12 protein-coding genes and 2 tRNA genes are annotated in these 13,042 nt (G+C 61.2%); 8 read left to right on the forward strand and 6 right to left on the reverse strand.

Features of this window, described 5'->3' with window-relative positions:
- Window positions 1-18: 18 nt before the first annotated feature.
- The 7 genes from ISG32_RS05070 (at window position 19) to ISG32_RS05100 (ending at window position 6,156) form a co-directional block, all read left to right on the forward strand.
- Window positions 19-95 (forward strand) — tRNA-Pro (locus tag ISG32_RS05070).
- Between the two features lie 411 nt (window positions 96-506).
- Window positions 507-2,243, forward strand: coding sequence for a type IV-A pilus assembly ATPase PilB (gene pilB / locus ISG32_RS05075; protein ID WP_194769946.1), 1,737 nt, complete (start codon window positions 507-509; stop codon window positions 2,241-2,243).
- A gap of 27 nt (window positions 2,244-2,270) precedes the next feature.
- Entirely contained in the window at window positions 2,271-3,488 is a 1,218-nt protein-coding gene (locus ISG32_RS05080) for a type II secretion system F family protein (RefSeq protein WP_194769947.1), read from the forward strand.
- Complete coding sequence (locus tag ISG32_RS05085; protein WP_194769948.1) at window positions 3,488-4,456, forward strand: prepilin peptidase; 969 nt, start codon at window positions 3,488-3,490, stop codon at window positions 4,454-4,456. Before ISG32_RS05080 ends, ISG32_RS05085 begins: the two co-directional genes overlap by 1 nt.
- Window positions 4,457-4,463: 7 nt before the next feature.
- On the forward strand, window positions 4,464-5,084 hold the full coding sequence (gene coaE, locus ISG32_RS05090) for a dephospho-CoA kinase (RefSeq protein ID WP_194769949.1): 621 nt from the start codon (window positions 4,464-4,466) through the stop codon (window positions 5,082-5,084).
- 72 nt (window positions 5,085-5,156) lie between these two features.
- Entirely contained in the window at window positions 5,157-5,912 is a 756-nt protein-coding gene (zapD, locus tag ISG32_RS05095) for a cell division protein ZapD (RefSeq protein WP_194769950.1), read from the forward strand.
- Between the two features lie 22 nt (window positions 5,913-5,934).
- Window positions 5,935-6,156, forward strand: coding sequence for a DNA gyrase inhibitor YacG (locus ISG32_RS05100; protein ID WP_194769951.1), 222 nt, complete (start codon window positions 5,935-5,937; stop codon window positions 6,154-6,156).
- 11 nt (window positions 6,157-6,167) lie between these two features.
- Here ISG32_RS05100 and ISG32_RS05105 read toward each other — a convergent pair whose 3' ends face one another.
- The 4 genes from ISG32_RS05105 to secA all read right to left on the reverse strand — a co-directional run bounded on the left by ISG32_RS05105 (window position 6,168) and on the right by secA (window position 11,618).
- Complete coding sequence (locus ISG32_RS05105; protein WP_194769952.1) at window positions 6,168-6,614, reverse strand: NUDIX domain-containing protein; 447 nt, start codon at window positions 6,612-6,614, stop codon at window positions 6,168-6,170.
- Window positions 6,607-7,482 (reverse strand): ATP-binding protein, encoded by an 876-nt coding sequence (locus ISG32_RS05110; RefSeq protein ID WP_194769953.1) that lies wholly within the window; start codon window positions 7,480-7,482, stop codon window positions 6,607-6,609. The genes ISG32_RS05105 and ISG32_RS05110 overlap by 8 nt, the downstream gene beginning before the upstream one ends.
- A 29-nt stretch (window positions 7,483-7,511) precedes the next feature.
- Complete coding sequence (gene argJ / locus ISG32_RS05115; protein WP_194769954.1) at window positions 7,512-8,741, reverse strand: bifunctional glutamate N-acetyltransferase/amino-acid acetyltransferase ArgJ; 1,230 nt, start codon at window positions 8,739-8,741, stop codon at window positions 7,512-7,514.
- Between the two features lie 126 nt (window positions 8,742-8,867).
- On the reverse strand, window positions 8,868-11,618 hold the full coding sequence (gene secA, locus ISG32_RS05120; protein WP_194769955.1) for a preprotein translocase subunit SecA: 2,751 nt from the start codon (window positions 11,616-11,618) through the stop codon (window positions 8,868-8,870).
- A 330-nt stretch (window positions 11,619-11,948) separates the two neighbouring features.
- Between secA and ISG32_RS05125 the strand changes: the two genes are divergently transcribed.
- Window positions 11,949-12,260, forward strand: a complete 312-nt coding sequence (locus ISG32_RS05125; RefSeq protein WP_194769956.1) for a hypothetical protein — start codon at window positions 11,949-11,951, stop codon at window positions 12,258-12,260.
- A gap of 48 nt (window positions 12,261-12,308) precedes the next feature.
- On the opposite strand, the gene ISG32_RS05130 is transcribed toward ISG32_RS05125, so the two are convergent.
- A tRNA-Thr gene (locus tag ISG32_RS05130) sits at window positions 12,309-12,384 on the reverse strand.
- A 67-nt stretch (window positions 12,385-12,451) separates the two neighbouring features.
- Entirely contained in the window at window positions 12,452-12,997 is a 546-nt protein-coding gene (locus tag ISG32_RS05135) for a ClpXP protease specificity-enhancing factor (protein ID WP_194769957.1), read from the reverse strand.
- Window positions 12,998-13,042: the final 45 nt, after the last annotated feature.

Here is a 13,042-nt window from a genome sequence, read left to right on the forward strand (position 1 = left end):
GCAGCCACACAACACCATCGGGGTGTAGCTTAGCCTGGTAGAGCGCTACGTTCGGGACGTAGAGGCCGGAGGTTCGAATCCTCTCACCCCGACCAGAATTCAAGACAAGAGCCGGATCCGCAAACTGCTGATCCGGCTCTTTTCATTGGCGAGCAGCCGCTTCCATTGCATTGCCCCAGCGGCACCGTCAGCCGCACCTGTTAACAATTACCAACTGATTCGCACCCCATCAGGCCGTCTCATCATCGACTTCACTGAGGGAGATCAACCTCTGCCAGGTCCTAAACAACGCGCAACCCATGACGCGCAAAAGCCACAGCCTCTTGATTAATTGTTTGAAATCAACAAACTACAACCACTACGCCCATCAAACCGAACGGGCGTCCTTTTCAGGCTCCGAGCAGTTCCCGAGAGCTCACAATCGACCCAGGCTCGCTGTACAGCTTGTTGCGAATCAGCGATGATAGGATCGTTCCCCCTTTCCTCGACACAAATCAATTGCATTCATGGCCGCTGTTGATACCGCCCCCAAAAGCGTGACTCCGATCGTTCTGCCGGGACTGGCAAGAACGTTGATGTCCGCCGGCAAGCTCGACCAGAAGGCTGCAGAAGAGATCGCCAAGAAGGCGCAGGGCTCGAAATCCGCCTTCATCTCCGAACTGATCAACTCGGGAAGCATTACCGCAGCAGAGTTGGCGCACACCGTCTCCAGTGTCTTCGGCGCCCCCTTGGTGGATGTGGACGCGCTCGACACCATGCGCCTGCCGCAAGATGCCCTCGATGCCAAGATCTGCCTAAACTATCGCGTCGCGGTTCTGAACAAGCGCGGCAATCGTCTCGTCATAGCGACAGCCGACCCCACCGACCACGAGGCGGCCGAACAGATCAAGTTCACGACCCAGATGGGGGTGGACTGGATCATTGCCGAGTACGACAAGCTCGGCAAGTTCGTCGAAAAGATCACCAAGGGTGCAGCGGAAGCCCTGGACAGCATCGTGTCCGGCGGTGATTTCGAGTTCGGGGATGTCCCGGTCGAAGCGGCGGAAGACGCTCAGGATGTCGGGCAGAACGACGTTGAAGACGCGCCCATCGTCAAATTCCTGCAGAAGATGCTGATCGACGCATTCAACATGCGCGCGTCGGACCTGCACTTCGAACCCTATGAACACACCTACCGCGTGCGCTTTCGCATCGACGGTGAATTGCGGGAGATCTCGAGCCCGCCGCCAGCCATCAAGGAAAAGCTGGCATCGCGCATCAAAGTGATCTCGCGTCTCGACATTTCCGAAAAACGCGTGCCACAGGATGGCCGCATGAAGCTCAAGATCGGCGCCGACCGCGTGATCGACTTCCGCGTGAGCACCTTGCCCACGCTGTTTGGCGAGAAGATCGTGATCCGTATTCTGGATCCCAGCAGCGCCAAACTCGGTATCGATGCCCTCGGCTACGAGCCGGAGGAAAAAGAGCGTCTGCTCACCGCCATTGGCCGTCCCTACGGCATGATTCTGGTCACGGGACCTACCGGCTCCGGCAAGACCGTGTCGCTCTACACCTGCCTGAACCTGCTGAACAAGCCAGGTGTGAACATTTCGACCGCGGAAGACCCGTCGGAAATCAACTTGCCGGGCGTCAATCAGGTCAACGTCAACGAAAAGGCGGGGATGAACTTCGCCGTGGCGCTCAAGGCCTTTCTGCGTCAGGATCCGGACATCATCATGGTCGGCGAAATCCGTGACCTGGAAACGGCGGACATCGCGATCAAGGCGGCCCAGACCGGTCACTTGGTGCTCTCCACGCTGCACACGAACGACGCACCCACCACGCTGACGCGCATGCGCAACATGGGGATTGCCCCGTTCAACATCGCATCAAGCGTGATCCTGATCACCGCCCAGCGACTGGCTCGACGTCTTTGCCCCAATTGCAAGGAACCAGCCGACATTCCGCACGAAGCGCTGGTCGATGCCGGGTATCAAGAAGAAGAGATCGACGGCTCCTGGGTCACCTACAAGCCGGTGGGCTGCAGCGCCTGCAACAACGGCTACAAGGGCCGGGTCGGCATCTACGAAGTGATGCCGATCTCGGAGGAAATGCAGCGCATCATTCTTCGCGACGGGAGCGCGTTGGAGATCGCCAAGCAGGCGCGTCTGGAGGGTGTGCGCTCGCTGCGCACTTCCGGCCTCTACAAGGCACGAACCGGCATGACTTCGCTGGAAGAAGTGCTGGCCTGCACCAACGAATAATAAAACAGAGGAAAGCATCGACACGATATGGCAACTGCAGCATCGAGGAGCGTCAAGGACTTCGTCTACGAGTGGGAGGGCAAGGACCGTGGTGGCAAGGTCGTGCGCGGTGAAATTCGTGCGGCCGGTGAAAACCAGGTCAAGGCGACGCTGCGTCGTCAGGGCGTGCTCGCGACCAAGATCAAAAAGCGGCGCATGCGCTCGGGCAAGAAGATCAAGCCCAAGGACATCGCCCTGTTCACCCGCCAGATGGCGACGATGATGAAGGCTGGTGTGCCCCTGCTGCAGGCCTTCGACATCGTCGGGCGCGGCAACACCAATCCCAGCGTCACCAAGCTGCTCAACGACATCCGCGGCGACGTGGAAACCGGCACCTCGCTGAATTCCGCGTTCCGCAAGTTCCCGATGTACTTCGACAGTCTCTACTGCAATCTGGTGGAGGCTGGCGAGCAGGCCGGTATTCTGGAAGCGCTGCTGGATCGTCTGGCCACCTACATGGAGAAGACCGAGGCGATCAAGGCCAAGATCCGCTCGGCTCTGATGTATCCCTGCGCAGTGGTCGTGGTGGCCTTCGTCGTGGTGACCGTGATCATGATTTTCGTGATCCCGGCCTTCAAGGAAGTCTTCACTTCGTTCGGTGCCGACCTGCCCGCCCCCACGCTGTTCGTGATGGCCGTCAGCGAGTTCTTCGTCGCCTATTGGTGGCTGATCTTTGGCATCATCGGTGGCGGTGGATATTTCTTCATGCAGGCATGGAAACGAAGCGAAAAAATGCAACGCTTCATGGACCGCGCGTTGCTCAAGATGCCGATTTTCGGTGATCTGATCAACAAGTCCTGTATCGCACGCTGGACACGCACACTCTCCACCATGTTCGCTGCCGGTGTTCCGCTGGTGGAAGCGCTGGACTCGGTGGGCGGCGCTTCGGGCAATTCGGTCTACAGCGAAGCCACCTCCAAGATCCAGAACGAGGTTTCGACCGGCACCAGCCTGACCAACGCCATGACGAACGCCAATGTGTTTCCGTCGATGGTGATCCAGATGGTCGCCATCGGCGAAGAATCGGGTTCGATCGACCACATGCTCGGCAAATCCGCAGACTTCTATGAGGCGGAAGTGGATGAAATGGTGGCTGGTCTCTCCAGCCTGATGGAGCCCATCATCATCGTGTTCCTCGGCGGCTTGATCGGCGGCATCGTGGTGTCCATGTACCTGCCTATCTTCAAGCTCGGTCAGGTGGTCTGATGTTCGGTGTGGATTGGATGGATGCCGTTGCCATCGGCATCCTTGGCTTGCTCATCGGCAGTTTTCTGAACGTGGTGATCCACCGCGTGCCCGTGATGATGGAACGGGACTGGGTTCAGGAAGTTCTGTTGTTCGCTGCCGACAAGGGCCTCAAAGTCACCAACGACAAGGGCGATGTTCTCCAGGCGAAGGAAGAAAAAGAGTTCAGCCTCATCGGCTGGCTCTCCGGACTGTTTCAGAAACAGCCGGAAGCACCCACCGAAGACACATTCAACCTCATGACCCCCGCCTCGCGCTGCCCGCATTGCGGCCACGCGATCCGCTGGTACGAGAACATTCCCGTCGTGAGCTATCTCGCGCTGGGCGGCAAGTGCTCCGGCTGCAAGGCACGCATCAGCCCACGCTACCCCTTGGTGGAGCTGGTCACAGGCGCCTTCTTCTACCTGTGCGCCACGAAGTGGGGATGGTCGGTCACTACGCTGATGTGGTGCGGATTCTCGGCCACCATCATTGCTTTGGCCATGATCGACTGGGACACGACATTCCTGCCTGACAGCATCACGCTGCCGCTCGTGTGGGCCGGGCTGATCGGCTCCGCCATGCACTGGTTGCCCGTCCCGCTGATGGACTCCGTGATGGGCGCTGCCGCCGGTTATCTGTCGCTGTGGCTGGTCTACTGGGCCTTCAAGCTCATCACGGGCAAGGAGGGCATGGGCTATGGTGACTTCAAGCTGTTTGCCGCGTTGGGCGCTTGGTTCGGCTGGCCGGCTCTTGTCCCGATCATTCTCATCGCGTCGGTCATCGGCGCCATCGTCGGTCTCGGCATGAAAATGCTGAGCTCGCTGCGTGAGGGCAAGTACGTACCGTTCGGCCCCTTCCTGGCGCTGGGTGGATTGACGGCGATGAGCATCGGCCCGCAGCGCATTCTGCAGTTCGTGTTCTTGGCCATCGGACTTCCACAGGGCTGAATTCCGCATGACGCACCAACCGCGCAACAGCTTGCATATCGGACTCACCGGCGGCATCGGAAGCGGCAAGAGCACCGTGGGCGGCATGCTGCGCGATCTCGGCGCTGCGCTCATTGATGCGGACCAGAACGCGCGGGCGGTGACCGCCACCGGTGGTGCAGCGATTGCGCAGATCCGTGAGGTGTTCGGCGATGACTACGTGGATGCCAGCGGCGCTCTGGACCGTACCCGCATGCGTGAACTGGTGTTCAAGGATGCCAGCGCCAAGGGGCGACTCGAGGCGATCGTCCACCCCCTCGTCGGTCAGGCCACCTGGGCGGCGGCCGCAGCCGCAAAGCAGGCCGGGACCCGTGTCATCGTGTTCGACATTCCCTTGCTGGTGGAGTCCCGCCACTGGCCATCGCAGCTCGATCAGGTGATCGTGGTCGATTGCACGCGCGAGACGCAAATTGCACGGGTAGAGCAACGCAACGGACTCGCGCGGGAGGCCATCGAAGCCATCATCGCGGCTCAGGCCACTCGACATCAGCGCCGGGCCGCAGCGGACTGGGTGATTTTTAACGATGGGTTGTCTTTGTTAGATCTGCAAACAAAAGCTCGCGAGATCGCTGACCAGTTCGGGCTATGATGTGCCCAAAGTGCTGACACAAATCAATCACCAAGCACCTCCTGAGCAGAAGAAACCCGAGAAGCCCGCAGCGTGATTCTCTACGAATATCCTTTCAACGAACGCCTGAGAACCTACTTACGGTTGGAGCAGCTGTTTCGCCGCTTGGGCGAGCTGATCCCGCGCGCGCATCCCCTCGACCACCATTTCGCACTCGTCACCATTTTTGAGATCATGGACGTGGCGGCGCGTGCCGATCTCAAAACCGATGTGCTCAAGGACCTGGACAAGCAGAAGCTGGTGCTTGACTCGTACCGCGGCAATCCTTCCATTTCCGAACGCGTGCTGGATGGCTTTGTGGCGCAGCTCGATGGCTGTTTCAGCGACCTCAATGCACAGAACGGCAAGACCGGTCAGGTGCTCACTGACAACGAATGGCTGATGAGCATCCGCAGCCGCGTGGGCATTCCCGGCGGCACCTGCAGCTTTGATCTGCCCGCCTATCACGCATGGCGCAATCTCGCGCCCGAGAAGCGCCAGCGCAACCTGGAAGACTGGTCACATTCACTGGCACCACTGGCCGAGTCGGTGTTTCTGCTGCTGCGACTGATGCGCGACTCAGGCATGCCGCAGAAGGTCGTGACCACGCGCGGACAGTTCCAGCAGACGCTGCCGCATGGCCGCACCTTCAATCTGCTGCGCCTGCGCATCGATCCCGCCTTCAAGCTGATTCCCGAGATCAGCGGCAACCGCCTCCTCGTGTCCGTGCGCCTGATGCAACAGGACGAAAACGGCAAGCTGCAGCCCGCCACGGAAGACGCCAACTTCGAGCTGACGCTGTGCTCCTAAGGGGAGCGGACGCCAGAACACCATGAACCAGAATGCATCCGAACCGGGCAGCGCCCCGAGGCAAGTGAAGTGCCCCACCTGCGGCGGCCCGAGCCTGTACAGCCCGGCCAACCGCTTTCGCCCGTTCTGCAGCGAGCGCTGCAAGATGATCGATCTCGGTGCCTGGGGCAACGAGGACTTCCGCGTTCCCGCCGAAGCACCTCCCGAAGACAATATCTACGGCGATCCCAAGCTCGAGCCCTGATTGGCCCCCGATCAGCCGATCACCGATGAATCGAAGGACTGACCGCGCTCCTCGGCAAACCACTCAAGCACCGGAACCGCGCCGGGCAGAATCGGCTTGACCGTCGGTGGCCAGTCCTGCCAGGCCATGCTCTGGCCTTCGCGCATCTCGAACTCACCCTGCCAGTCGTAGACCTTGCACCAATGCAGCCGCACGAGGGCGTGCGGATAATCGTGCTCGGTCACTTTCCAGATGCTGGCCGCACCGATCGTGATGCCAAGCTCTTCCTGCAGCTCGCGACGCAGCGCCTGCTCCACCGTCTCGCCCGCCTCGAGCTTGCCGCCCGGGAACTCCCAGTAGCCCGCATAGGGCTTGCCTTCGGGGCGCGAGGTCAGCAGCATTGCGCCATCGCGCTTGAGCAGAATGCCGACCGCGACCTCGGTGTGCTTGCGCGCTTCGCCCGCCACAGGATCAGCCATTGACGTACTGCCCCGCAAAGTCACGCGCGAACTGCGAGGCCACGCGGCCGCTGCGGGAACCACGCTCGAGCGCCCAGACCAGCGCCTGAGGACGCGCCTCGACGATCGCCGCCTCGGGCACGCCGAGCGAGCGCAGCCACTGCGACACGATGGTGAGGTATTCCTCCTGGCTGAACGGATAGAAGCTCACCCAGAGACCGAAGCGCTCGGACAGCGAGATCTTCTCTTCCACCGCCTCACCCGGATGCACCTCGCCATCGGCGGTGTGCTTGTAGCTCAGGTTCTCCTGCATGTACTCGGGCAGCAGGTGACGGCGGTTGCTGGTCGCGTAGATCAGCACGTTGGGCGTCGAGGCCGCCACCGAACCATCGAGGATCGACTTGAGTGCCTTGTAGCTCGCCTCGCCATCTTCGAAGCTCAGGTCGTCGCAGAAAACGACGAATTTCTCTGGGCGGTTCGACACCACTTCCACGATGTCCGGCAGATCGACGAGATCGGCCTTGTCCACCTCGATCAGTCGCAGCCCCTTGTCCGCGTACGCGTTCAGGCAGGCCTTGATCAGAGACGACTTGCCGGTGCCGCGCGCGCCGGTCAGCAGCACGTTGTTGGCGGTTTTGCCGTCAACGAACTGCTGCGTGTTCCGCTGGATCTTCTCCTTCTGGCCGTCGATTTCCTTCAAGTCATCAAGACTCTGCGTCGACAGGTGGCGCACCGGCTCCAGAACGCCGTGGCCGTTGCTGCGCTTGCGGTAGCGAAAGGCCAGCGAAGCCCCCCAGTCGGGCTCCGACATCGGCTTGGGCAGCACCGACTCGATGCGTTCAATCAGTTGTTCCGCTCGCTGCAGCAAGCGCTCAAAGGCTTCGTTCATGTCTCTTCCGTCAATCTGTCTCGAATGCTTCAGGAGCGGTAATCGGCGTTGATGGTCACGTATTCGTGGCTCAGGTCGCAGGTCCACACGGTGTCCGCCGCAGTGCCGCGGCCGAGCTTCACGCGCACCGTGATTTCGGTCTGCTTCATCACGCGTTGGCCGTCTTCCTCGCGGTAGTCGGGGTTGCGGCCACCTTGCTTGGCGACGTGCACGTCGTCCAGATACAGATCGATGCCGCTCTGATCCAGATCGTCGATGCCCGCGTAGCCCACAGCCGCCAGAATGCGGCCGAGGTTCGGGTCGCTGGCGAAAAAGGCTGTCTTGACCAGCGGCGAATGCGCGATCGCATAGGCCACGAGGCGACATTCATCGCCCGTATTGCCGCCTTCGACCTGAATGGTGATGAACTTGGTCGCGCCTTCACCATCGCGCACGATGGCCTGCGAGAGCTTCTGCGCCACGTCGAGCAGCGCCGCTTTGAGCGTTTTGCCGTCGGCGCTGTCCATCGACGTGACCTCGGCATTGCCCGCCTTCTGCGTGGCGATCAGCACAAAGGAGTCGTTGGTCGAGGTGTCGCCATCGATGGTCACGCGGTTGAAGGACTGGTCCGCCAGATCGCGCACCAGATCCTTGAGCAGCGCGGGAGCGATGTTCGCATCGGTCGCGACGAAGCTCAGCATGGTCGCCATGTTGGGGCGGATCATGCCGGCGCCCTTGGAGATGCCGGTCACCGAAACGGTCTTGCCCGAGAGCTGCACCTGAGTGCTGAAGGCCTTGGGCACGGTGTCCGTGGTCATGATGCCGGATGCGGCATTGCCCCAGTTGTTCGGCGCAGCGGCGGCGATGGCCGCCGGCAGACCGGCGACGATGCGCTCGACCGGCAGCGGCTCCATGATCACGCCGGTCGAAAACGGCAGGATCTGCGCGGCCGTGATGCCCAGTTCCTTGGCCAGCGCGTCGCAGGTCGCATTGGCGCGCGCGAGACCATCCGCGCCGGTTCCGGCGTTGGCGTTGCCGGTGTTGATCACCATGGCGCGGATGTCCGAGCCCTTGGCCAGGTGCTCGCGACAGATCTGCACCGGAGCCGCACAGAAGCGGTTCTTGGTGAACACGCCCGCGACCGCCGCGCCTTCGTCCAGCAGGAACACGGTCAGATCCTTGCGGTTGGCCTTGCGCACGCCCGCTTCGGTCACGCCGATGCGCACGCCGGCGATGGGGTGCAGAGACGCGGGATCAGGGGCGGAAAGGTTCACTGGCATACAACGGTGTCCTTGAAAAAAGAAATTCAGTCGATCGGGTCAACTCCCGCGAGGGCGCGGAGCGAAACCATGATGCTACAAGCAAAAACACGGGCATGAAGCCCGTGTCGTTCTTTGTAGAGCAGATCAGGCCAGTTTGCCGTGACACTGCTTGTACTTCTTGCCGCTGCCACAGGGGCAGGGGTCGTTGCGGCTGATCCGCAGGCCCTCGTATTCGGGGGGCAGCGGCTGCGATTCGGGGCCCTCGCCGGGATCACCCAGATCGGAGCTGCCGTGGTAGGTCGCGCCCTGCAGACGATCACCCTGATTCTCCAGCGCCTGCGACGCCTCTTCGAGCTGCTCGTTGGAGCGGATCTGCACCGTCATCAACGTGCGCGTCACGGAGTTCTTCACCGAGTCGATCAGCTGACGGAACAGCTCGAAGGCTTCGCGCTTGTATTCCTGCTTGGGTTGCTTCTGCGCATAGCCGCGCAGGTGAATGCCCTTGCGCAGATAGTCGAGCGCGGAGAGGTGGTCACGCCAGTTCGAGTCGAAGCTCTGCAGCAGCACCGCACGTTCGAAATTGGTGAACTGTTCCTTGCCGACCAGCTCGACGCGGGAGTCGAACAGCTCGCGCGCGGCAGCCAGCACCTTCTCGAGGACTTCGTCATCGGTCATGCTGTCGGAGCCCTGCACCGCCTCCTGCAGCGACAGCTCGATCTGCCAGTCGCCGGCCAGCGCCTTTTCAAGGCCCGGCAGGTCCCACTGCTCTTCCACCGATTCTGCAGGCACGTACTGGTGCACCACGTCGGTGAAGACGTCGTCGCGCATCGCGGTGATCAGGCCCGTGAGGTCTTCCGCGTCGATGATGTCGTTGCGCTGCTGGTAGATGACCTTGCGCTGATCGTTGGAAACATCGTCGTACTCGAGCAGCTGCTTGCGGACGTCGAAGTTGCGCGCCTCGACCTTGCGCTGCGCGGATTCGATGCTGCGCGTGACGATGCCGGCTTCAATGGCTTCTCCTTCGGGCATCTTCAGGCGATCCATGATGGACTTGACCCGGTCGCCCGCGAAAATGCGCATGAGCTGGTCGTCCAGACTCAGATAGAAACGCGATGATCCTGGATCACCCTGACGGCCTGAACGGCCGCGCAGCTGGTTGTCGATGCGGCGCGATTCATGACGCTCGGTCGCGATGATGCGCAGGCCGCCGAGAGCCGCAACCTTGTCGTGATCGGCCTTCCACTCGTCACGCAGCTGCTGGATGCGCGTGGAGCGAGCCGCTTCGTCGAGCGACTCGTCGGCTTCGACCGCAGAAATCGTTTTTTCGATATTGCCGCCGAGCACGATGTCGGTGCCGCGACCGGCCATGTTGGTGGCGATCGTGATCATGCCCGAGCGTCCGGCCTGCGCGACGATGTCGGCCTCGCGGGCGTGCTGCTTGGCGTTCAGCACCTGGTGCGGCAGCTTTTCGCGGTTGAGCAGCTCGTCGATGATCTCCGAGTTCTCGATCGAAGTCGTGCCCACCAGCACAGGCTGGCCACGTTCATGGCAGGCACGGATGTCGGCGATCGCGGCGTCGTACTTCTCGCGCGTCGTCTTGTAGACGCGGTCAAGCTGGTCTTCACGCTTGCTCTGGCGGTTCGGCGGGATCACTACGGTCTCGAGACCGTAGATTTCCTGGAATTCGTAGGCTTCGGTGTCCGCCGTGCCGGTCATGCCCGAGAGCTTGTTGTACAGGCGGAAGTAGTTCTGGAACGTGATCGAGGCGAGCGTCTGGTTTTCGGCCTGGATTTCCACGCCTTCCTTGGCTTCCACGGCCTGGTGCAGGCCATCGCTCCAGCGGCGACCGGCCATCAGACGACCCGTGAACTCGTCGACGATCACGATTTCGCCGTTCTGGACGACGTAGTGCTGATCGCGGTGATACAGGTGATTGGCGCGCAGCGCGGAGTACAGATGGTGAACCAGCGTGATGTTCGATGGGTCGTACAGCGATGCGCCTTCGGCGATCAGACCGGCCTGCGACAGCAGTTGCTCCGCGCGCTCGTGGCCTTCTTCCGTGAGGAACACCTGCTGCGACTTTTCGTCCAGCGTGAAGTCGCCCGGCTTGGTCACGCCCTCGCCCGTGCGCGGGTCGGCTTCGCCTTCCTGACGCGTGAGCGTGGGAACGATCTTGTTCATCTCCACGTACATGGCGGTGTGGTCTTCGGCCTGACCGCTGATGATCAGCGGCGTGCGCGCTTCGTCGATCAGGATCGAGTCCACTTCGTCGACGATGGCGAAATTCAGGCCGCGCTGCACACGCTCACGGCCTTCGTAGACCATGTTGTCGCGCAGGTAGTCGAAACCGTACTCATTGTTCGTACCGTAGGTGATGTCGGAGCCGTAGGCAGCCTGCTTTTCTTCGCGAGGCATCTGCGGCAGATTGATGCCGACCGAGAGGCCAAGGAAGTTGTACAGCCGCCCCATCCAGGTCGCGTCACGATTGGCAAGGTAATCATTGACCGTCACCACGTGCACGCCCTTGCCGGACAGCGCGTTCAGATAGACAGGCAGCGTCGCCGTGAGCGTCTTGCCTTCGCCGGTGCGCATTTCGGCGATCTTGCCGTAATGCAGCGCCATGCCGCCGAGCAGCTGCACGTCGAAATGGCGCATCTTCATGATGCGCTTGGAACCCTCACGCACCACGGCAAAGGCTTCGGGCAACAGGTCATCCAGCGACTCGCCCTTGGCGACGCGTTCCTTGAATTCCTGTGTCTTGCCACGCAGTTCGTCATCACTCAGCTTCTCGAACTGAGGCTCAAGTGCATTGATGCGAACAACCGTTTTGCGATACGTTTTGAGCAGCCGGTCATTGCGGCTGCCAAATAATTTGGTGAGAAAGTTGGTGGCCATGCAAACAGGACCGCCGGGCACGCACCACGCGCGCCAGACGACCGTAATCCCTAAGACTAATTGGTATCAGATGGGGCCGGTTCCGGAAATTGCAACAGATGCATTGCACTGTTATTTGCCTCCGGACACGGGGGCTCGTGCCGCAGATTCTACCCGTGCGCCGTCGATCGCCCTTCACAAAGTCCAGCTACCGGCACGAGGAAGTGGATTTGAGCCCCATCAGCGACGCGCGAGAGCCACGCCGACGCACGCGAAGTCCGGGCAGAGCGATCCGCTCACCCTCGGCCGATAATGTCGGCACACTCAGATTTTTGCCCCATCCTCATCCAGATGTACCGACGCCACGAAGCCATCCCTCTCCTTCAGGCCGCACAGGAGTCTTCCACGCTCGCGCAGTTGACGAGGCTGACCCGCGACTCCAGCGCGCGCCTGAAGGCCATCGAACCGCTGATACCGCCGGGCATGCGCGCGTCGATCCAGGCCGGCCCCATCGAAGGCTCCACATGGTGTCTGCTCGTGAAAGGAAATGCCGCAGCGTCGAAGCTCAGGCAGCTGCTGCCATCGTTCGAGGCGCATCTGCGGACCAAGGGCTGGGATGTGCAGCACATCCGCGTCAAGATCCAGACACGAATGGAGAGCTGAATACTCGCTGCAGAAATGAAAAAACCCGCCGAAGCGGGTTTTTTGTTTTGGTGCCGGTTGTCGGATTCGAACTGACGACCTACCGCTTACAAGGCGGGTGCTCTACCAACTGAGCTAAACCGGCGAAGCTCTTATTCTAGCTTCAAGTTTTGAGTGTTTTGGACAAAACCCAAAAAACTTTTCTATTTGGTTCACTTCACGAGTTTAAGAGACGGGCGAGCACCGCCTCCCGCAGGAGGCTTGGGCGGAGGCGCATCACCTTCCGTCTCGTCGCTCTGAGCGCCTCCCACGGGCACGAGCTGTGGCGCGGACCGCTCCGCGGCCGTTTCCGCCCGGGATGCCGATGCATCAGCCGCTCCATCATCCATCTGCGGCGGCAGAGCGTCTTGCGACACGGCACCTTCGAGATTGTCGACCGGAGGAGGAAACGCCATGCCCTGCCCGTTCTCGCGAGCGTAGACGGCGATCACACGGCCCACGGGGACCATGATCTCGCGCGCCACACCGCCAAAGCGGGCCTTGAACTCGATGTAGTCATTGCCGAGCTGCAGGCTGCTGGTCGCATCGTAGCTGGCGTTCAGCACGATCTCGCCGTCCTTCACGAACTCATGCGGCACTCGAACGGACTCGTTCACGCTGACCACGATGTAGGGCGTGAATCCGTTGTCGATGCACCATTCGTGGATCGCGCGGACCAGATAGGGCCGGGTGGAAGTGATTTCCGGGGCGTTGATCATGTTTTGAATGCGTCAGTCGTCAGTGCGTTGAGCCAGTGGAAGCAG

Source organism: Diaphorobacter caeni (assembly GCF_015354245.1).
GTDB lineage: Bacteria > Pseudomonadota > Gammaproteobacteria > Burkholderiales > Burkholderiaceae_C > Diaphorobacter_A > Diaphorobacter_A caeni.